24 protein-coding genes and 1 pseudogene are annotated in these 18,232 nt (G+C 57.4%); 14 read left to right on the top strand and 11 right to left on the bottom strand.

Features of this window, described 5'->3' with window-relative positions:
• The first annotated feature begins 44 nt into the window (after positions 1-44).
• Positions 45-167, top strand: a complete 123-nt coding sequence (locus tag DV532_RS31020; protein ID WP_256659173.1) for a hypothetical protein — start codon at positions 45-47, stop codon at positions 165-167.
• Positions 161-625, top strand: a complete 465-nt coding sequence (locus DV532_RS27050; RefSeq protein WP_120715448.1) for a hypothetical protein — start codon at positions 161-163, stop codon at positions 623-625. Before DV532_RS31020 ends, DV532_RS27050 begins: the two co-directional genes overlap by 7 nt.
• Here DV532_RS27050 and DV532_RS27045 read toward each other — a convergent pair.
• The 4 genes from DV532_RS27045 to tnpA all read right to left on the bottom strand — a co-directional run bounded on the left by DV532_RS27045 (position 622) and on the right by tnpA (position 2,524).
• Complete coding sequence (locus tag DV532_RS27045) at positions 622-1,185, bottom strand: hypothetical protein (protein WP_056799141.1); 564 nt, start codon at positions 1,183-1,185, stop codon at positions 622-624. The two genes, DV532_RS27050 and DV532_RS27045, sit on opposite strands and share 4 nt — an antisense overlap.
• The gene (locus DV532_RS27040) at positions 1,182-1,553 is read right to left on the bottom strand and encodes a ProQ/FINO family protein (RefSeq protein WP_056799144.1); all 372 of its coding nucleotides are present in this window, start codon (positions 1,551-1,553) and stop codon (positions 1,182-1,184) included. Before DV532_RS27040 ends, DV532_RS27045 begins: the two co-directional genes overlap by 4 nt.
• 175 nt (positions 1,554-1,728) lie before the next feature.
• Entirely contained in the window at positions 1,729-1,953 is a 225-nt protein-coding gene (locus DV532_RS27035) for a hypothetical protein (protein WP_056799146.1), read from the bottom strand.
• A 154-nt stretch (positions 1,954-2,107) separates the two neighbouring features.
• A complete protein-coding gene (tnpA, locus tag DV532_RS27030) occupies positions 2,108-2,524 on the bottom strand; it encodes an IS200/IS605 family transposase (protein WP_056799149.1) in 417 nt (138 codons plus the stop codon).
• Positions 2,525-2,533: 9 nt separating this feature from the next.
• Between tnpA and DV532_RS27025 the strand changes: the two genes are divergently transcribed.
• From DV532_RS27025 to DV532_RS27005, 5 genes and pseudogenes are all read left to right on the top strand, one after another.
• Positions 2,534-3,766: an RNA-guided endonuclease TnpB family protein gene (locus DV532_RS27025; protein WP_162241130.1), complete on the top strand. Its 1,233-nt coding sequence runs from the start codon at positions 2,534-2,536 to the stop codon at positions 3,764-3,766.
• Between the two features lie 568 nt (positions 3,767-4,334).
• Positions 4,335-4,724 (top strand): DUF4031 domain-containing protein, encoded by a 390-nt coding sequence (locus tag DV532_RS27020; protein ID WP_082476818.1) that lies wholly within the window; start codon positions 4,335-4,337, stop codon positions 4,722-4,724.
• Positions 4,725-4,774: 50 nt separating this feature from the next.
• Positions 4,775-5,044 (top strand): annotated as a pseudogene (locus DV532_RS31305) (ASCH domain-containing protein); the annotation flags it as partial.
• A gap of 704 nt (positions 5,045-5,748) precedes the next feature.
• Positions 5,749-6,015, top strand: coding sequence for a hypothetical protein (locus tag DV532_RS27010; protein WP_056799153.1), 267 nt, complete (start codon positions 5,749-5,751; stop codon positions 6,013-6,015).
• 73 nt (positions 6,016-6,088) lie between these two features.
• Positions 6,089-6,358: a hypothetical protein gene (locus DV532_RS27005; RefSeq protein ID WP_056799156.1), complete on the top strand. Its 270-nt coding sequence runs from the start codon at positions 6,089-6,091 to the stop codon at positions 6,356-6,358.
• Positions 6,359-6,404: 46 nt separating this feature from the next.
• Here the strand turns inward: DV532_RS27005 and DV532_RS27000 are convergent, their stop codons facing one another.
• Positions 6,405-6,914 (bottom strand): hypothetical protein, encoded by a 510-nt coding sequence (locus DV532_RS27000; RefSeq protein WP_056799159.1) that lies wholly within the window; start codon positions 6,912-6,914, stop codon positions 6,405-6,407.
• A gap of 95 nt (positions 6,915-7,009) precedes the next feature.
• Entirely contained in the window at positions 7,010-7,198 is a 189-nt protein-coding gene (locus tag DV532_RS26995; protein WP_056799161.1) for a hypothetical protein, read from the bottom strand.
• A 416-nt stretch (positions 7,199-7,614) separates the two neighbouring features.
• Here DV532_RS26995 and DV532_RS26990 point away from each other — a divergent pair, with 416 nt between their 5' ends.
• The 3 genes from DV532_RS26990 to DV532_RS26980 are packed head-to-tail and all read left to right on the top strand — an operon-like array spanning position 7,615 to position 8,967.
• Positions 7,615-8,154, top strand: a complete 540-nt coding sequence (locus DV532_RS26990; RefSeq protein ID WP_201785243.1) for a molybdopterin-dependent oxidoreductase — start codon at positions 7,615-7,617, stop codon at positions 8,152-8,154.
• Positions 8,155-8,163: 9 nt separating this feature from the next.
• Positions 8,164-8,484: a hypothetical protein gene (locus DV532_RS26985; protein WP_056799163.1), complete on the top strand. Its 321-nt coding sequence runs from the start codon at positions 8,164-8,166 to the stop codon at positions 8,482-8,484.
• A 57-nt stretch (positions 8,485-8,541) separates the two neighbouring features.
• Positions 8,542-8,967 (top strand): KfrB domain-containing protein, encoded by a 426-nt coding sequence (locus tag DV532_RS26980; RefSeq protein WP_056799165.1) that lies wholly within the window; start codon positions 8,542-8,544, stop codon positions 8,965-8,967.
• Here DV532_RS26980 and DV532_RS26975 read toward each other — a convergent pair whose 3' ends face one another.
• The 5 genes from DV532_RS26975 to DV532_RS26955 form a co-directional block, all read right to left on the bottom strand.
• Positions 8,968-9,234, bottom strand: a complete 267-nt coding sequence (locus tag DV532_RS26975; RefSeq protein ID WP_156675943.1) for a hypothetical protein — start codon at positions 9,232-9,234, stop codon at positions 8,968-8,970.
• A gap of 97 nt (positions 9,235-9,331) precedes the next feature.
• Positions 9,332-9,589, bottom strand: coding sequence for a hypothetical protein (locus tag DV532_RS26970; RefSeq protein ID WP_056799170.1), 258 nt, complete (start codon positions 9,587-9,589; stop codon positions 9,332-9,334).
• A 131-nt stretch (positions 9,590-9,720) separates the two neighbouring features.
• Positions 9,721-10,107, bottom strand: a complete 387-nt coding sequence (locus DV532_RS26965) for a hypothetical protein (RefSeq protein WP_162949002.1) — start codon at positions 10,105-10,107, stop codon at positions 9,721-9,723.
• Positions 10,108-10,303: 196 nt separating this feature from the next.
• Positions 10,304-10,879 carry a hypothetical protein gene (locus tag DV532_RS26960; protein WP_056799177.1) on the bottom strand — a complete coding sequence of 192 codons (576 nt, stop codon included), beginning with the start codon at positions 10,877-10,879 and terminating at the stop codon, positions 10,304-10,306.
• A 10-nt stretch (positions 10,880-10,889) separates the two neighbouring features.
• On the bottom strand, positions 10,890-11,327 hold the full coding sequence (locus DV532_RS26955) for a PH domain-containing protein (protein WP_082476820.1): 438 nt from the start codon (positions 11,325-11,327) through the stop codon (positions 10,890-10,892).
• A gap of 324 nt (positions 11,328-11,651) precedes the next feature.
• Here DV532_RS26955 and DV532_RS26950 point away from each other — a divergent pair, with 324 nt between their 5' ends.
• From DV532_RS26950 to DV532_RS26935, 4 genes are all read left to right on the top strand, one after another.
• Positions 11,652-12,764, top strand: coding sequence for an efflux RND transporter periplasmic adaptor subunit (locus tag DV532_RS26950; RefSeq protein WP_056799183.1), 1,113 nt, complete (start codon positions 11,652-11,654; stop codon positions 12,762-12,764).
• A complete protein-coding gene (locus DV532_RS26945) occupies positions 12,761-15,865 on the top strand; it encodes an efflux RND transporter permease subunit (protein ID WP_056799187.1) in 3,105 nt (1,034 codons plus the stop codon). The genes DV532_RS26950 and DV532_RS26945 overlap by 4 nt, the downstream gene beginning before the upstream one ends.
• A 107-nt stretch (positions 15,866-15,972) precedes the next feature.
• Positions 15,973-16,392, top strand: coding sequence for a hypothetical protein (locus DV532_RS26940; RefSeq protein ID WP_056799190.1), 420 nt, complete (start codon positions 15,973-15,975; stop codon positions 16,390-16,392).
• Positions 16,393-16,469: 77 nt separating this feature from the next.
• Positions 16,470-18,056, top strand: coding sequence for a hypothetical protein (locus tag DV532_RS26935; protein WP_056799193.1), 1,587 nt, complete (start codon positions 16,470-16,472; stop codon positions 18,054-18,056).
• Positions 18,057-18,232: the final 176 nt, after the last annotated feature.

The raw sequence follows: 18,232 nt of genomic DNA, 5'->3' as shown, positions 1-18,232 counted from the left end.
CAGGGCATCAGTACAATATGAGCACTGCGCCAAAGGAGCTTTAAGTGAACAGCATTGACGATGTAGCCTGTGCCCTGCGCCACCTGGACAACCTGATTCTGCGTAGCCCGCTCTCAGCGGTTGAAGTTCGGCGCGACGGTATCGCGCAGTTAGAGACTCAGTGCTGACCAATGACTGGATCGATGAGGCTGTAGCGACCCTCGCCTTCAAAAATATTCTCGCCTTCAAATACAACTACCACACCCTTTTTCGCATGAAGGACGGCTTCCCCTTGTTCAGGGAGTACCAGGACATGCTGCTGGACTTGGGCGTACGGCTCGAACGTGCAGTCGTAAGCGTCTTGTCAGGCAAACCCATGGATGGCCAGGCGGTGCCGGCAGAGCAAGCCGTAGGGCTTTACCTCGATCGCATCCCCGCCTCACTCAAGCAAAGGTCGTGGCGTGAATTGCACCAGGCCTGGTGCGGGACACTGCTGATGCGCCACGACCTTTCCAGTCTTGACCCAAGCCCCTTCAATGACGCCACCCTGCTCAAGCTCTACAAGCTGACCCGAGAGCCCCGATTCGTGCAGCACATGCAGAGCGACCTGGTGGTCGAAGCGCTGGCCCTGGATCTTGGGCTTTAGCCCGCGACGCCGTCATCCTCTACTGCTGCGCAGTACACCCATCCCTCTGGTAGCTTGAACCGTGCATACCAGGAGCCAATAGCCAGCTTGTCCTCGGCAAACGCCTCGGCTTTCGGCAGGAGGGCGGGAAATACTTCGCCTGTCCGGCAAGCATCACGCAAGTCGCACGCTTCGATCAACTGCACGCGCCCTGCTCGCAAATGCCCCCGCAAGGATTTCTTGGTGACTGGGGCTTCTCGGGGGAGGCGCCAGGTCAAGGCCAGCCAGGACAGGTTCAAGTCGAAAAAAAGGCCGAAGCCTGAGCGATCGATGATGTGCTTCGCATCGAAATCGACCGTGATGCTCCCATACACCGGCTCTACCAACGGTGTCTCAATGGCCTCCAGCATTTCTCCCCAGGTCGACTTCGAGATCCACGACAGATCCGGTTCCGGGTTATCTGCCCACAACCCCAGGCGTTCGTCCATCAGGATATGGCCACAGGTCTTGACCCCTGCCCAATAACGCTTCTGCCCCTGGTGGACAATGATGAGGTTGACGTCATCCAGGCTGCAGCTCATGCCTGGGCCCTCTTCTTCAGCAGATTTTTTTTGCGTTCAAACGCCCGCTCCTTTTCCTCCTGTGTGAGCGGGAACGTCTCGAACCCTGTCAGGTCGACGCGGAAGGTCTGGTTTTCAAAGGCCTTCAAGTAGAACTTCTGGCCACACCAGTGGGCCAGCACCAGCTGGATTTCATCCTCGGAGGCTTCAATCTGCCGCACGGCCAGGCCGTGCTTGAGTTCGTTTTCAATGCCAGGATTCAGGGGGTACACCGGGGTGGTGTTCTTGGGCGGGAAGGCAAGCGGGTAATGCTGTTGAATGGTCGAGAGCAGGGACAGAGTGCGTTCATGCTTTCTTTTGCGTCGCTGAGCTGTAATGGGGCCGAGCATGGCGGTCTCCTCTTTGGGCTTCAACCCAATATATCACTTAAGGAGTTACTGCCCCAGTGTTTTCAGCCATCCGATGGGCTCATGCCGATGGCAGCGTACCGCGCCAGGCGCAGGGTAAACCCGGAGCTTGACCTAAGAAGCCCGTTGATAACGCATGGGGCGACTTCATAGGCGCTCAGTAGATGATGGGCTTGCCGGCTTTCTCATCATTTGCTGGTTGCTCGTCTGCTTGATCAGCTGCAAGCTCAGCATCCGTGGTCTGGAGCGTCTCTGTCGCATCAGGCGCTGGCGCCGTGATGTGGATGGCAGGCAGTTCGATCGGCGCCGGCTTGTCACCGGCATGAGCGTACAGTGCGGAGTAGGCCAAGGTCAGGCCCAAGATCAAGGTCGAAATTTTCATGAGGCACCGGGCGGTCGGGGAAATGGTCGGCTTTTCCGATCAACCAATTATCACTATAATCGAGATGGATAACAAGGAGGACTCAATGCCCACCTGAAGCGAGGGGGCTCCATCCATTTCCAATGGAATTGGGTGGAGGGGAATCGCGGGCACGTCAGTGCCCAGGTCTTTCCTGTTGTTGCACGTACTGTTTGATCACCTCCAGCGGGGCGCCTCCGCAGCTCGCGATGAAATAGCTTCGACTCCATAGCGTTGGCTTCTGGTAAAACTGAGCCAGGTGGTCGGCAAAGAGATTTCGCAGGCGTCGACTGGTGCCCGTCTTCAAGGCGTTGACAAAATCAGCGATGGCCACTGACGGAGGCAGCTCGATCAGCAGGTGAACATGGTCGACCTCACCATTGATTTCCTTCGCCTCTCCGCCCCACGCCAAGCAGCGTTCACGGGCCTGTTGCGAAAACTCATCGAGCATCGCTCCGGTCAGGCATTTTTTGCGGTATTTAGTCACCATAACCAAATGATAGTTGAGTGAATGCGCGCAATGGTTTAGGGTGTTTACATGGATTTGAGTCATGGTACCATCTTGGCCGATGACACTGAAAAGCGCAAGGTGAGCTATAAGCTCTACCCCTCGAAACAGCAGGAAATCCTGCTGCTCGAACTGCTGCGCAGTCATCAGCAACTTTACAACGCCGCGCTGCAGGAACGCACTGAGGCCTGGCAGAAATGCGGCAAATCCATCTCCTACGCTGATCAATGCAAGTCACTGACCCTCATTCGGCAGAGCTTGCCCGAATGGACGTTTGCCAACTGTTCCAGCCAGCAAATGACCTTGCGCAAACTGGACAAGGCGTTCCAGGCATTTTTCAGGCGCATTAAAGCCGGTGAAACACCGGGTTACCCGCGCTTCAAATCCCTGCAGCGTTACCCCGGTTTCAGCTTCAAGGGCCATGGTGATGGCTGGCGGTTTACCCCTGGCGCAGATTGGAAGCACGGTTCTCTGCGTATCGGTGGTGTTGGCCATATCCGTTGTCGGGGCCGCGCCCGTCAGGGCGGGCGTGTCTGTGCTTCGGATCTGTTGTTTCGCAATGGCACCTGGTGGCTCTCGTTGACGGTCGAACCCAAACTTATCGAGCGCACACGTACGTCTGACGCGGCGGTGGGTATCGACTGGGGCGTTGCCCAGTTCCTGACCATCGCCGATGAATTCGGCGGGCATCGGGTGATAGAGAATCCTCGCTACCACCGCTGTTCAGCAGAATACATCGCCGCGCTGCAACAAGCCGTGTCGCGTAAAAAGCGGGGGTCGCAGCGTCGGAAACGGGCCGTCAAAGCCCTTGGCGCCGCCCGTGCCCAACAGTCTCGGCAGCGCCTGGACTTTCTTCACAAGGTCAGCGCCAGCCAGGCAGAGCACAATGCGCTGATCGCCATGGAAGAGCTGCAGGTACGGAACATGACCCGCAGTGCCAAGGGCAACCTGGAAGCGCCTGGAAAAAATGTTGCACAGAAATCCGGGCTGAATCGAGAAATTCTCGATACGGCTCCTGCATTATTCAATCAATTGATTCGCTACAAAGTGAAGGAAACTGGTGGCGAATTCGTTGACGTGCCGACCCGAAAAGCGAAGCCAAGTCAGACCTGCCCTGCCTGCGGGCAGGTAGTAAAAAAGACCCTGGCTGAGCGTATTCATCAGTGCCCCTGTGGGCATCGCGAGCCGCGAGACGCGGCCTCGGCACGAGTGGCTTTGAATTGGGCTCTGCATGGGAAACCTGTAGCGCCTATCCGGTGTGGAACAGGCCGAGACGGGAGCTGTTAGCCCGTGAAACTCCACCCATTTGCTTATGCAATTGGTTGGAGTAGTTCATTTCTACGAGGTCGTTCAGCCCGAGACCGGTACCACCCATCGCACGTTCCTCGGGTTGCATTTCGATTCGCTGGAGAACATTAGGGAGGCCGGCTCGACTGTAGGTCACGGCACAGGAAACAACCCGCTGCTCTTCAATGCCGACTTGTACGTTGACTGCCGAAATCGCCTGGAAACAGGGCGCAAGATCCTGATGATCCGCACGCTCGCACCCTGGTCATCCTCTACTACGACCTTGGCCAACACAACCTGCTACGCGAGCTCTCGGCGCGCCTGGACACCTTTCATCGCGACCTCAATGCGGTGTTCAAACGCTCAATCAACCAGCACGACAAGGTGGATCAGCCGCTGCTCGCGCTCAATCAATTGCTCATCGAGAGCTCGTGATGCCTGGGCAGGAAACTGGCCGCGACCGTTGACGCCTTATATGCTATATTGAATTCTCTGTTGGACAGGTTTGCCCTGTGGCTCACCGTCCTCGATGCCCAGCCAAACAGACAGCACCCGAAGGGATTGTTCTATGACCGTCTACGTTGACGACATGAAGGCCAAATTCGGCAACATGGTGATGTGCCACATGATTGCAGACAGCGACGAAGAGCTGCATGCGATGGCGGACGCGATTGGCGTCGCCCGGCGTTGGCATCAGGCACCACCCCGCCATCACAGTCACTACGACATCGCCCAAAGCAAAAAGGCCATTGCCATCAAAAACGGTGCAGTGGCGATCACCTGGGCCGAAGCGGGCGCCATGTGTGCAATGCGCAGGGCCACGGGTCGCCTGGGAACTCCTGAGGAGGCCACAGCCTGGCGGACTAATCGGAACACGTCTGAGGCCAACGCCCCCACCGTTCCGTCCGCACAAGACGCACAATCCGCACCAGGTGTGACGGCGGATCTGTTCGGTTGAATGATGAAAACCCATCCCTTTGCAGACTGCCCCGAGGTTGATTACCAACCATGACAACGCTGACCCTGGCCCTCAAGGGGGAATACTTCGACGCGATCCTGGCTGGTACCAAACAGGAGGAATATCGCCTGGTCACGCCCTATTGGCGCAAGCGCCTGGAGGGCCGCGACTATTCGTGCATCGAGCTGACGCGAGGCTACCCACGCCGCGATGACGCCTCCAGGCGGCTGCGACTGCCCTGGAAAGGCTTTCGCGTAATCACGCTGACGCATCCGCATTTTGGAGCAGAGCCGGTCACCGTTTTTGCGATCAATGTCCAGTCCGAAGCATTGGCAGCGCCACAATCCCAAGGCGCGACGACCGCGACAAGCAGCCCAGCCGGCAAAGCCGTGCTGGAACATGCCGACTGCCCTGGAGGCCACATGCACTCCCTGCACCACTACGCCATATTCCAGCGGCCCGAAGCGTTCGGCCAGGGGATCAGGCTGCTTGGGTTCACCCGCGATACGCCGAGTGACGAGGCGCTTGCCGAAAGCGGTCACCTGGCGCTTGCCCTCGATACGACCCTGGCCAGCGAGGTCGCGGCACAGTATGCACTGGAGGCGCCTGAGCGTCGACAGGCGCTTGCGCACAGCCCGAGGGCACTCATCATCGAGGGCAGTCTGTGGGAGACCGGCGTAACGGCCTATGGCCCCTTCCTGAATGCGCAAGAGGCGCATCTGCACACCTGGAAACTGGGTTCGATTCATCGAACCATGATCATTTCGCTTGAACAGCCACAGCGTGAACTGCGCGTGCAGCGCGCCGTGAATATAGTGCGGCTGCGCGAGGAATCGGCACTGTATCACGGGGTGATGCAGGATCTGTACGACATCAAGCGCCCGCACGGCAAATGCCAGCCCCGAGCCGACAAAGCCTGCACTCACTGTAACGCCCAAGACCGACTGGACAATGCCCTGGCCGAGTACCCCGGCCCTCGGGTCGTGTGCTCCTGAATCTACAATAACAACAACTGGAAAATAACATGAAAACAATAACAAAACGCTGGAACGCCGACCTTGTATTTGGCCTGGTGTGGATTGCCTGTGCGGGGATCAACCTGGTCAAAACCGCCACTTTCATCCACGAGGGCCACAATCTCCTCTCGACCGAAGTGGCTGGCAACTTTCTAATTTCACTGGGGTTCGCAGGCATGGGTGTGGCCTACCTATTAAAAATGCGCAGGGCAATTCCAGCCGAAGGCAATGAACACATCCAGGAACAGGCCGCTTCTGAGAAGTCTGGCTCCTGAACCTTCTGACTATTCCAACGGCAAGACGCCAGTTCGACAGAAGACTGGCGATCGAGCAGCACAGGAGAAGATTATGGCACCATCAGACAAATACCGAAGACCCAGCGCCCAAGTGGCAATCCCCTTGCTGCTGGCATTCTTTGCTGGTATGCATCTGGTGCGGATCACCACAAAACTCAGCGAGGGGCTTGGATTTTTCTCGTTCGACGTGATCAGTTCGCTGATCATTACCCTCGGCTTTGCCACTATTGCAGTCGCCTATCAGCTTAGCCTAGTGAAATTGGCTCAGGCTCACCTGAGGGCCACCGCCGCCGCTGATACCTCGGCGCCTGACGAAGCTTGATTGCCAGGTCAGGCGCGAGACAAGGGGCTGGCACCGTGAGGCTCTGCTACTGACCTGCAGCTTCTGGGTTGTTGATCGTGATGCTTAGGGCTTGGCCATCTGGCAGGTCGATCTTTTTCGGCTCCCCCCAGACAAATTCAACAAACATGCTCTTGGTGGTCGAGCTGGTCATGCCTGTGGGCAAGGTACAGTCTTTGCTGGCTGCGACCAACTTTTGGTCTTTGAGCGCCTGTTCCGTGAACCCGACGTAAGCCCTGACCCCGGTGGCGTCACTGTTGGTGGGTAGAACGGTGACCGTGGTTGCACTGACCGTATTCAACACGACAGATAGTTTGTCCGGGCCCTCGGCAGGGTTCACGTCCATGGTAATGCAGAGCGCCTGGCTGGGAGGAGATTGCAATTCGCCCGAGCTGACCGTGGCCGAACGACCAACTTGGGTCGTCAGTGCCGAAGAAAGACCTGGGGCGTCGATCGAGATAACTACGTTGTTCGGTTCCGCATGGGCCGCGCCGACTATGAGGGCGAAGACCAGCGGCAGGGTTTTGATCAAGTTCATGGATGCTCCTTGGTGTCACGACTATCGGTTAAGTGGATATTGCCTTTATTCCGGTAAGACCCTGTGCACACCTATGCACCTGGCCCTATGACAACCTACTGCCTGGCAGCAGGTGCCAGGCCTTGCGCGCTCAATTCGCAGCAGGCAGGGTCACCGGCATGGCGCCATTGGCAGGTCGACTTGGCACAGGCCTCGCTGTACTTGTCGATCGCACGAAGCTGGACAAGCTGCTCCGGGGTGTAGTGCATCTTGTCGGCATAGGCTTCGGCGTCAGTGGCGCACATGATGGGGACAATTTCTTAATCGGTCAATATATGTTTAACCCGAATAGCCGATAAGGCATTTACCCGTGGCGGGATTGAGGCGACAATAGCGTTTCACTTGAAGGCCTGCGGGAACAAACCTCTGTCAGAAGGTTGGCTAGGACTGTGCGTCGCCTCGTCATTTTGAATGAGGGCCTCGGCCCTGCGGGTTTGGGAGAACATCGCCGTGAAAGATCCTGGGAAGCTGATTGCCGCCAAACTGAAATTTGCCGAGGAAGGCCGCTTCCTCACGGGCGATAAGGCCCAGCCGGGAAATTCGCGCATTCCACCGGGGCAAGGCCTGGTGAAAGGCTTGCCTGTGCTGGATTTGGGAGTACAGCCCGAGATCGCGATCGAGGCGTGGACGTTGGCACTGGGGGTGCGTCAGGCAGCCCAGGGTGCTCGATCACCAGGCGATCGCCAGCCTCCCTCAGTCGAGGATCAGCGCCGATATCCATTGTGTCACCAGCTGGACACGGCTGGACAGCCAATGGGAGGGTGTCCTCCTGACCGACCTGGTCGCAGGCCTTGGGATCGATGAGCGCGCCCCCTACGTCCTCCTGCACTGCGAAGATGACTACACGGTCAACGTTCGCCTGTCTGATCTGCTGGCATCACAGTCCATGCTCGCACACACCTACGATGGCGCCCCGATCAGCACGGAGCATGGCGGGCCCTATCGCCTGGTCATCCCCTCCCTGTACTTCTGGAAGTCGCCGAAATGGCTGAGGCGCATTGAATTTTTGCAGGAGAAGATCCCTGGCTATTGGGAGCAGCGTGGCGACCATGACATTGGCAACCCCTGGCGGGAGGAGCGCTACGGCCCCAAACAGGCATTGCCGCGACCAGCCGAGCCTACCCAGTCGCCGCCCGCGCCAGCACCCCAGGATCACAGCCGCTGGCGGCGTTTCGTAACCTGGTTCAACACATACGTTTGAAGGTGGTACATGAAAACCAATCATCGACGCAATTTTAAAGAAACCCGCGACCCCAGGGCTGTCTTTGCTCGCTACATTGTTGGTGGCAACTCGCGCCGCCTGGAGCTTTCCGACAGGGAAGTCACTGCGTATGCAACGTGCACCAGCCACACCAACGGCAAGCGCGGGATCGCCAGGGACAAGTGCGGCGCCAAGAAGTTTGTCAACTCACGGGCGCGTTTTCACGAGCGCCAGGCGCTGGCCAGGCTGGTTCGCAAGGGTGTCTGCACTGAGAACGACCCGGATTCTGGATCTGATGCCATTGGGTATAGCGACGATCTCGTCGATTAATAGATTTATTACCACATCAACCGGTACAATCAAAGAAAAACAAAAAATGAGGTGGTTATGAAAGGGTATCTCCCTTCGGTGCTGATGAAGCCTGAGCGCTCGCTCAAGATCTGTGTATTGAATGGCAGTCGCCAGATTGAGATGGTCATCGACGGCCAGTGGGTGTGCCTGGAGGTTAAGCCGGAGGCAGGTTTGCCAAGGGGTATCTACCAGCTTGCCGATGCCAAAGACCCAACCCAAACGCGGGAATCGGCTGCATATTCCAGTGCGATCGTGCATGTCAACGATCGACACGTGTGGCAATTTTCCGACGATGGCATCGTGAAGCACGCTCGGAGCCTGTTCAAGGGTGAGCCGAAAGTCGGCCAGCCGTACGATGTCAGTTACGAGGGGGGGCGGGGCATTGCGGTGGATGTGCCTCAGCAGGAGCGAGCCAAGCATCGGGTGCACACACCTGAGAGCGGGCTTTCGTTGGGCAGATAGTCAGTAGGCGGGGATTGATTTTACACCGCTGCCCGCTTGATCAATCCTGGGTACCAGGGCATCACGCGGGGACACATTTGTAATGGCAATGGTGCGTGTGCGCGCCACCCATCCGCCCGCTTCCCAGGCCATGAACTCGATCCGAATGCGCGTGGGCATGACCTTTTTCACAATGGCCGGGATGTTTTGCACTGCCCTGCCGCCAAGGCTTTTGAAATTCCAATAAACCTTCATACCCTGCACGAACTCGCGGACGTCGCCGATCATGCAGGGTGGAAGCGTTTGCGGCGCCGCAGCACCCAACTGCCCAGAGACCATGAAAAACCTCGCAGATCGATGCTCAAGGTGGAATGGCTGGGCGATATCAGACCTGGCCGAAGGACATTGGCAGGCGCTGGTTGTCCATCGGCGCCGAGCCCTTGGGGCGATGGCTCAGGGACAGGTGGGGCACAGAGCGGAACTCGTACGTCCAGTTGCCGCGCTTTTTACGAGCGAGCTCAACATGGATCAACGAGCCGAACACTTCCTTGACGACGCCAGGTACAACCTGGGAAGGCGTCTTGTCGCAGGACTGTGGCAGGGTGAAATAAACGGTGTCATTGGTGCGAAAATGCTGATCCATGAAAAGGTTCTCCTTGTGTTATTCATGAACATTGGCTGGTCAACGGGCTGCCAGCCAATCAAGCAACAAATTCTACGCCCCAATTGCCAATTTGTCAAATAACCGAAATGGCTTTTTTGCTGCTTCCCAGGTCATTCCTTACAGACTGCAGTGTCAGCGGCTATTTCTTTGTGCTCAAAGGTGATTCCAGCCCCGAGTGTGGCGCCGATCCAGACGAAGATGCCAATAGGGCCTGCTGCATACGCCACAAGCACGGCCAGGGCAGTGGCCAAAGCAAATCCAAGGCAGTAGCGCAGCCATTTCGGCAGATACCGGCAAAACCATTTCACCACAGCAACGCGTTCCTGAGGCTCTACGTGACGGTAATCTGGGCTGTTGGGGTCATCAAGACGATGCATGACGATTTGGACAACTACGAACATCCAGCCCGCCCCCAAGATTCCCAGAAATATTCGGGTCGGTTGATCATCACTCACGAAGCCGAGGGTGCAAGCGCTGATCCCTGCAAACATCAGCAAGCACGCCAGCACCAGCAAGCACTTTGTTGCAATCGTTTTCAGGGTTGGTGCCTCGCGGTGGGTTCAGGATGCGAAGGGTTTTGACAGTGCCACCTGCGCCTTCTGGCTATAGCTGGCTCACTTGTGAAACCAAGCCCCAGGCGCAGACTCGAACAATGCAGCTTGGCATCGGGCCTTTCAGAGCCGTTGGGCTGTCTCAAGGCGCGAGTTCGGATTTGTCGCGCAGGGAGACTTCTTGAAATTTACGCCGCATGGCGTCCTGCGACTTTCCCGCTCCTGTTGAGACAATCTCCTGATCCAGGCGACGAATGAGGCGGCGTAGCGCGGATGCCGCCTCCTGATTCGTGAGAAATTCCTGTCCATCCACTGCCATCGCCAGATCCGGGAATTCCTTCGCTTTGGAAGCAAAGCGTTCGTAGAAATAGGCCGTCACTTCTTTTAGTTGGATCAAGTCTGTTTCATACGACGCGCAAACGGCATAACCTGCGATCACACACCCCGCGAGCAGGATGGCAAAGAGATTTGACAACGCATCCTGGGCTTCAGGCGGTAGCGGGCCGCTGATGAGGAAAGCAAAAAGGCCGAACACGCACAGCGCCATGATCGCCATGACTGTCAAGCTGTTGACCAGCACTGCCGGCAGTGCTGTCAGCAGCCTGTGTTTTCGTGGCTCACCTTTGCCGCACTCTTCGCGAAGCTCATCGAGCAGTCCCTTGCATTCGCCCCGCAAGACTTGCGACTGACCCTTGTGAAAGGCCTGAGTATGAATCATGGTGAATTCCTTACGCGTCAAATTCGCGAACGCCGCGACGAATGCGGCAGGCTTCGGACTCGTTACGAATCATGCCCTGCACCTTCTCGGATTCGAGAATACCCGCAAGCGTAACATTCGGTGTGGTGCGGTCGGAGGTCACCAGGGAGACGTTGCCCAGGCCCACCAAGCGCATTAGAAAGGGCTTGAACAAGGCGTAGTCCTTGACACGGTACAGCTCCAGTTCGTCAGCATGCTTGTTCAACACGCCCCGGTAGGTGAACAGGCGTTGATTGGTCAGCACATAGCGGGTGTTTTTCACCACCAGCCACTGCCACAGGGCAATCAGCAGCGGGAATGCCATCCAGCAGAACAGCGTGGCGGCAAAGAACGTCCCTGCGTTGTTCCATTGGGATGGTCTACCCTCCCAGACTATTTGTTCGTTAGCATTCAGGTGAGGCATCGACATGGGATCTACTCGCACTGGGTGTCCATAGACTCTACCGGAGACCCTTAAGGCAGTCAATTTAGCACTAATCCGAGTAATCCAGTCCCGCTTATGCCGGCCAGGATCTACAGAAGTCGAGCGCCGCGCAGATTCAGCCGGGCCGATATATTGCGAGGTGTGTCTGCCCCTGACTGGCGCGAGTCCTAACTCAGGGGTGTTTGTGCAGATCAATGCCCTTCATCCCCGCCCAGCCATTTTCAATATCCAACAAAACCGTTGCCCTATCAGCCGCAGAACGCCAAAATATACCCAGCTGAGACAATTCCAGAATAAAAAGAGAGCCCAATGAGAGCATATAAGGCCTTCTGCGCCCTGTCCGCCGCTATTTTACTGGCAGGTTGCGGCAACAGCGGTGCGCCATCCCAGAACCACCGCGCCCCGACCGCAACCCCTGTCCACACCCAACACGTCGACCTGCAACGCTATACCCCCACGCTGACGGTACTGGGTCAGGCCGTCGCCTCGGCCCAGGTTGATATCAAGGCCAAGACCACCGGCCTGCTTGAAGCCAAGCACTTCGCCGATGGCAATGCCGTGGAGCAGGGGCAAGTCCTGTTCACTCTGGAACAGACTGACCTGAACCTTGCCTTGAAACAGGCCGATGCCCAGCTGCAGAGCGCCCGCGCCAGCCTCGACCAGGCCCTGCGCGAAGAGCGCCGGCAAGCCAATTTGCTGGCAAACAAAGCCGTCGCCCGGCAGGACTACGACAACGCGCTGAGCACCCTTCAGGTCGAGCAGGCCAGGGTCAACTCCGCCCTGGCCGCCCGCGATATCGCCCGCAAAGGGATGGCGGATTCCGTGATCAAGGCCCCCTTCTCCGGCAAGCTGGGAATAGCAACGGTGTCGGTGGGTGATTACCTCTCGCCCTCCAACAACCTGGTGACGCTCACGGCGGTTTCCCCCATGTGGGTGACCTTTGCCCTGTCTCAGCTCCAGTACCAGGCCATGTTCCCTGCCGGACTGGACGATGCCAAGGTCAATGTGTTGCTTGAGGATGGGTCGGTCGTGGGCGATGCCAAGCTGGACTACACCTCGCCCGAGATCAGCAGCAGCTACGGTACCGTGACGCTCAGGGCCTCCCTGGGTAACGACGATGACCGACTCAAGGCGGGCCAATACGTGCGGGTGACCGTCAGTGGGGCCAGCCTAGCCGATGTCAGCCTGATCCCTTTGAAGGCCGTTCAGCAGTCAGAAGCCGGGCCCTACGTCTATGTGGTCAAGGACGGTAAGGCGCAGCGCCAGGCGGTGGGCAACAACGGCTGGAGCACCACCGAATACCAGGTGGCGAGCGGACTTGAAGCAAACGCCCAAGTCGTCCTGGACAACCTTTTGAAAATCTATCCGGGTGCCCCTGTTGAGGTGGTTCAGGATGACGCCGCAAACAAGGATGCAAAATGACCAGTTTCTTCATCAAGCGACCGATTTTCTCGACGGTCATCAGCCTGATCATCATCATCGCCGGCACCCTGGCTTCGCTGGGCTTACCGGTGATGCAATACCCCGCCATTTCCCCGCCCACGGTGAATATCAGCGCCACGTACACCGGGGCCAGTGCTGAGACCCTGGCCAAGGTGGTCGCCGCGCCGATCGAAGATGTCCTCAACGGCGTGCCTGGCCTGCTGTATTACAACTCGACCTCAAGCTCCGATGGCGGCATGCGACTGACCGCGACCTTCGAGGTTGGCACAGACATCGACATGGCCGTGGTGGATATTCAGAACCGCCTGCAGGCCGTCACGGCACGTTTGCCCGAGGACGTGAACCGCAATGGCGTCACCGTGCGCAAGCGCAGCAGTGACATGCTGATGGTGCTGGCGCTGGTTTCCCCAGATAACAGCCGCTCGGCCCTTGAACTTTCCAACTACGCCTCCTTGAACTTGGTCGATGACCTCAAAAGGGTACCAGGCGTGGGCGATGTGCAAATCTTTGGTGAAAAGAGCTATTCCTTGCGTGCCTGGATCAACCCGGAAAAAATGGCCGCATTGGGCATCACCATGACCGATGTGACGTCGGCGATTGCCAGCCAAAACAATCAAAATGCGATCGGCAAGATTGGCGATGAGCCTGTCGCCGGATCCCAGCAACTGACCTTCACCGTCACCGCCAAAGGACGCTTGATCAGCCCGGCACAGTTCGAGCACATCATCGTGCGTCAGGACGCGCAGAAAGGCGTGGTACACCTCAAGGATATTGCCCGCGTAGAGCTCGGGGCGCAGAGTTATTCGTCTACCACGTTCATGGATGGCGCTCCAGCCATTGGCCTCGGCATCAACCTGCAGACCGGTGCTAACGCCCTGGATGTCGCCGATGCAGTCAAGGCCAAGATGGCCAGTTTGAGCAAACAGTTCCCACACGGCGTGTCGGTGAAGACCGCCTACGACACCACGACCTTCATCAGTGTTTCGATTGACGAGGTGATCAAGACCCTGGTTGAGGCCATGATTCTGGTCATCCTGGTGGTGTTCCTGTTCCTGCAGAACTGGCGCGCAACCCTGATTCCGATCCTGGCGGTGCCGGTGTCGCTGGTGGGCACCCTTGCCGGCCTCTGGGTGTTGGGCTTCTCGATCAATACCCTCACGCTGTTTGCCATGGTGCTGGCGATCGGTATCGTCGTGGATGACGCCATCGTCGTGCTGGAGAACGTTGAGCGGCTCATGCATGAGAAGGGCTTGTCTGCCCGCCAGGCGTCGATAGAGGCCATGCAGGAGGTCTCAGGGGCATTGGTGGCGATCGTCCTTGTGCTGTGCTCGGTATTCATCCCTGTGTCGTTCCTGGGGGGCATTGCTGGCACCCTGTACCAACAGTTTGCCGTGACGGTGGCGCTGGCGGTCGCACTCTCGGGTGTCGTTGCGCTGACCCTGACGCCTGCGCTGTGCGCCCTGCTGCTCAAGCCTCACAAAGTCGAGGGCAAGTTCTTCGCCGGATTCAACGCCCGGTTTGAGCGTCTCACCTCTGGCTACACCTGGTTGGTGGGCAAGACCCTTAGAAACAAGGTGACCACCGCCCTTGTATTCCTGCTGGTTTGCGCCGGCACCGTGACCTTGGCCAAGACCACCTCGACCAGCTTTGTGCCAGCGGAAGACCAGGGTATGCTGATGGGCTCGATTCAGCTACCAGACAACGCTTCGCTCTCGCGCACCACGGCCTTCATCGAGAACTTTCGCCAGAAAATGATGGCTGATGAATCCGTGAAAAGCGTCTTCAGCATCAGTGGCATGGATTTCATCGGTGGCGGCAACAAAAGCAACTCCGGCGCCCTGTTCGTGGCCTTGAAACCCTGGGACGAGCGCACAGTGACCGCGATGGACATCGCGGGCAAGTTCATGGGCATTGGTATGAGCATGAACGATGGCCTGGCCATGATGTTCAACCCGCCCGCGATCATGGGTCTGGGTTCGACCGGTGGGTTTGAGTTCTACCTGCAAAACCGTGATGACGGGGATCCCCAGTCGCTGGCCAAGCAACTGGACAAGCTGGTGGCGGCGCTCAAGGCAGATCCGCATTTCGCCAGCATCAACACCTTCTACCGGGCGCAAGTGCCACAGCTGTATGTGGATGTCGATGAGGAGAAGGCCGTTTCCATGGGTGTGTCCCTGCAAGACCTCTACAGCACTCTGCAAAGCACGATTGGGTCGATTTACGTCAACGACTTCAACCTCTCGGGCCGCACCTACCGCGTCCAGGTGCAAGCCGATCAGCAGTACCGCAGTGCGCCAACAGACATCACTGCGCTATATGTGCGCAACACGGCGAATGAGCTGGTGCCGCTCTCGGTGCTGGTCAAGGTAGAAATGAAAAACGGCCCGGAAAGCCTGGAGCGCTTCAACGGTTTTGTCGCCGCCAAGATCACTGGCAGTGCCGCCAAGGGCGTCAGCTCCGGTGACGCAATCAAGGCAGTCGCAGTGGTTGCCAGCAACGTGCTTCCTGACAGCTATCATGTCGAGTGGACAGGTCAGGCCTACCAGGAGCAAAACAGCGGCTCCACCACCTACCTGGCTTTCGGATTTGCCATCGTGATGGTGTTCCTGATCCTGGCGGCGCAGTATGAAAAATGGGGCCTGCCGCTGGCCGTGATCCTGAGTATTCCCTTCGCCCTGCTCGGAGCATTCGGGGCCATTCTGCTACGTGGCATGCCCAATGACGTGTACTTCCAGATCGGCCTGGTGGTGCTGATCGGTTTGTCTGCAAAAAACGCCATTCTGATCGTTGAGTTCGCACAGCAACAGCTCGATAAGGGGGTCGGCCTAATCGAGGCTTCGCTGCAAGCGGCTAAGCTACGTTTCCGCCCCATCGTGATGACCTCTCTGGCGTTCACCCTCGGCGTGCTCCCACTGGTGGTGTCCAGTGGCGCCGGGGCCGCCGCACGCAAATCCATGGGCACGGGCGTGTTTGGCGGCATGCTGGCCGCAACCTTCGTGGCGACGATCTTCGTGCCGCTGTTCTTCATGCTGCTGTCCTCTCGCAAATCGAAACAGGTGAAGGTAGACCCTCAGCCGTGAGGGTGCAGACGATTGTAAACAAGGCGCTCATCGAGCGCCTTTTTTACTTATCATGTATATTGGCAAGCACATCAACACCCCCACTTTAATCTGCGAGATTCTGCACTATGTCCAACGGCGAAAAGGAAGAAACCCTTACCCTCAGAGTGGCGCTGGGCTTGAGTCCAGATTCCCCGCAATCCTGGGGCTGGGAAATCTACGGCGACAACCTGGCGCTGCGCCGAGGTGTTGCGGCATCCCAAATGGATGCCTATGCCGAGGCTGCAGCCCAGCTGGCCCAATTCAGTGCAGGACTGGGCAACGAGTCACCAACCGAAATGCCGGACAGTGCGATCGAGCTTTCCATTGGTAAGGGCATCATTGCCTCGTACCCGGAAACCTGGGCATGGGAGATCGGCAGCGCCTACAACGGCTACAGTTGGGGCACCGCAGACTCGCTGGAAGCGGCTACACGAGATGCTGCGCTCAGGTTCCTGGCGATCAAGCAAGACATGTTGCTGTGCCCGCCAGGACAAAACGCCACCTGAGCGCTGCACAGCCTAGCGAGTACATTGAATCCAGAAGCTGCTAACGTAGCTGCCATTGCGCAAGGTTCGAGGTCTTGATGACCATCATTTTCAAAAATTTCACAGCAGACGCCTTCGGCGAAAAAACGACTGCCCTGATCGGCGAGTACTCCCGCGCATGCCGAAAACAACTGCCCGGTGACGACACCGACCTGCCAAGGCGCATTGCGCTATGGCACCATCAAAGTGCCAGTGATTTCAGGGCGTTTCACCATGAATTTCTGGAAAACCGGCTGTGTAACGGCGCCGACCTACGCGCCGTCCTGACATTTTGCCTGGCGTTCCTGCACAGCTACGGTCAGGACACCCTGACTGATTTTTATGAGCGATTGGTCGATCAGCATCTATTGATCAACCCAAGGCATATCATGCTCGGTGTAGGCCTGCCACCCCTGATGCCACTGTTCGATGCCAAGCTGTCGGTCATTCGACGGCTGGTGCATGTGCTGTATATAACCTCAGAGGCCGGCAAAAGATTTGATTCATCCATCTATGCACGCTGTGGATTTGAGATCTTTGGGAAAGGCCGGCGTTCCACCCTAGGCACTGATCCAGTCAGCCGATATACGCAAGAACACATTGATAATATCCGGGCGAACCATCGCCCACAGGTACGTGAAGGCGACAATCGTAGCGGTGACGTGGGGCTGTATGACTTGTTTGTCGCGGTATTCAAAGGCGAAGTGGCGCACGGTGTGACCCTTGACCAAGTTTCACGCTACCTAATCCAAGACATTTTAAATGGCAGGGTCGCCACAGGCAATGAGCTGGCAACCTGTGTGAACGTGGCGGTGTATCCGATCGGACTCCTTTGCCACCTGGAGGGGGTTGGGACAAAACGCCTCATCAAGCAGTTGCGCATTGTCATGACAGCAATTTGCCAGGCCCTGAAAATAGATGCCGTATTGGGTGATGCTGTGTTTCGCGGCGTGTTGATCAATCTCTTCTATTTTGACCCTGAAGCCTTGCGGAGACTGGCGCCAGCCCGTGATGAAGTTTCCGGTCAAGCTATCAGGCAGCATCTGTTGATTGGGGATCAGCACCGCAAGCTGCTGGGCGGGCCATTGGCATTGATCTACCACCCAGGAAGCTGGAATCCACAGTCACTGCTGGCGTTCCAGCTGGACTGTTTGGGCCGCGCTGGTTTCAACATCGGATTCGATGACGCACTTGGAGGTGGGGCAACGCACGAAGTGCAGGCCAATCTCCTAGCCCGTGAGGGGGGTTATACCGATGGCCTGAAAGCTGTGCTAAATCCAGCAGCCACGTTGCCCAGCATACCCTACGAAGAGCTCGAAAGGGTTGTGGACTTTGACGCCTTGAATGCGCCCGAGGCTGCTGTCTTTATCAGTGGGGTGTGTGCCTCAGTTGCCGCACGTTACAAATACTGGGCAATTCACCAAAGCTGGATTCCGTCGATGCGGCCCAAGCTTCCAGAAAAGACCTTGTTGCAGCTCACGCCCCCGATCCGTCAGTTGACCATTGATTGTCTTGCAAAATCGGAGCGGCTTTGCGCTGACACCATGTTATTGCTCAATGTCACTGGAGAGGAACTTCAGACCACCGGCCAGCATTTACCGGAAGACCTTTGGGAGCAAGCCCTGGGCCGTGACCTGGGTCTGTAGCCGCGCTCAACTCGCGCAGCAGAGCACATTCAGGCGGAAATCCCGATAATTATGGGCCTTGCATGCCCTCTTTCGCCTTCTCTACAATAATCACCAGTCGGGAAATAAGCGAACCGTCAGAGCGCTAGACGGACGCTATCTTCTCCAAAAAACTTCTGGTGGTGATTGTGGACAAT

The sequence above is a fragment of the Pseudomonas sp. Leaf58 genome, assembly GCF_003627215.1.
Lineage (GTDB): Bacteria > Pseudomonadota > Gammaproteobacteria > Pseudomonadales > Pseudomonadaceae > Aquipseudomonas.
Note: the sequence above shows the minus strand (reverse complement) of the source record. Positions and strands in the feature narration are given on the sequence as shown.

Coding starts and splice junctions, on each gene's coding strand:
- DV532_RS27005 (WP_056799156.1), top strand. CDS start 6,089: ATGGCACCATCAGACAAATACCGAAGACCCAGCGCCCAAGTGGCAATC.
- DV532_RS26970 (WP_056799170.1), bottom strand. CDS start 9,589: ATGGATCAGCATTTTCGCACCAATGACACCGTTTATTTCACCCTGCCA.
- DV532_RS26940 (WP_056799190.1), top strand. CDS start 15,973: ATGTCCAACGGCGAAAAGGAAGAAACCCTTACCCTCAGAGTGGCGCTG.
- DV532_RS27045 (WP_056799141.1), bottom strand. CDS start 1,185: ATGAGCTGCAGCCTGGATGACGTCAACCTCATCATTGTCCACCAGGGG.
- DV532_RS26950 (WP_056799183.1), top strand. CDS start 11,652: ATGAGAGCATATAAGGCCTTCTGCGCCCTGTCCGCCGCTATTTTACTG.
- DV532_RS26985 (WP_056799163.1), top strand. CDS start 8,164: ATGAAAACCAATCATCGACGCAATTTTAAAGAAACCCGCGACCCCAGG.
- DV532_RS27010 (WP_056799153.1), top strand. CDS start 5,749: ATGAAAACAATAACAAAACGCTGGAACGCCGACCTTGTATTTGGCCTG.
- DV532_RS27000 (WP_056799159.1), bottom strand. CDS start 6,914: ATGAACTTGATCAAAACCCTGCCGCTGGTCTTCGCCCTCATAGTCGGC.
- DV532_RS26980 (WP_056799165.1), top strand. CDS start 8,542: ATGAAAGGGTATCTCCCTTCGGTGCTGATGAAGCCTGAGCGCTCGCTC.
- DV532_RS27040 (WP_056799144.1), bottom strand. CDS start 1,553: ATGCTCGGCCCCATTACAGCTCAGCGACGCAAAAGAAAGCATGAACGC.
- DV532_RS27035 (WP_056799146.1), bottom strand. CDS start 1,953: ATGAAAATTTCGACCTTGATCTTGGGCCTGACCTTGGCCTACTCCGCA.
- DV532_RS26935 (WP_056799193.1), top strand. CDS start 16,470: ATGACCATCATTTTCAAAAATTTCACAGCAGACGCCTTCGGCGAAAAA.
- DV532_RS27020 (WP_082476818.1), top strand. CDS start 4,335: ATGACCGTCTACGTTGACGACATGAAGGCCAAATTCGGCAACATGGTG.
- tnpA (WP_056799149.1), bottom strand. CDS start 2,524: ATGACTCAAATCCATGTAAACACCCTAAACCATTGCGCGCATTCACTC.
- DV532_RS26955 (WP_082476820.1), bottom strand. CDS start 11,327: ATGTCGATGCCTCACCTGAATGCTAACGAACAAATAGTCTGGGAGGGT.
- DV532_RS26960 (WP_056799177.1), bottom strand. CDS start 10,879: ATGATTCATACTCAGGCCTTTCACAAGGGTCAGTCGCAAGTCTTGCGG.
- DV532_RS26975 (WP_156675943.1), bottom strand. CDS start 9,234: ATGATCGGCGACGTCCGCGAGTTCGTGCAGGGTATGAAGGTTTATTGG.
- DV532_RS26995 (WP_056799161.1), bottom strand. CDS start 7,198: ATGTGCGCCACTGACGCCGAAGCCTATGCCGACAAGATGCACTACACC.
- DV532_RS26945 (WP_056799187.1), top strand. CDS start 12,761: ATGACCAGTTTCTTCATCAAGCGACCGATTTTCTCGACGGTCATCAGC.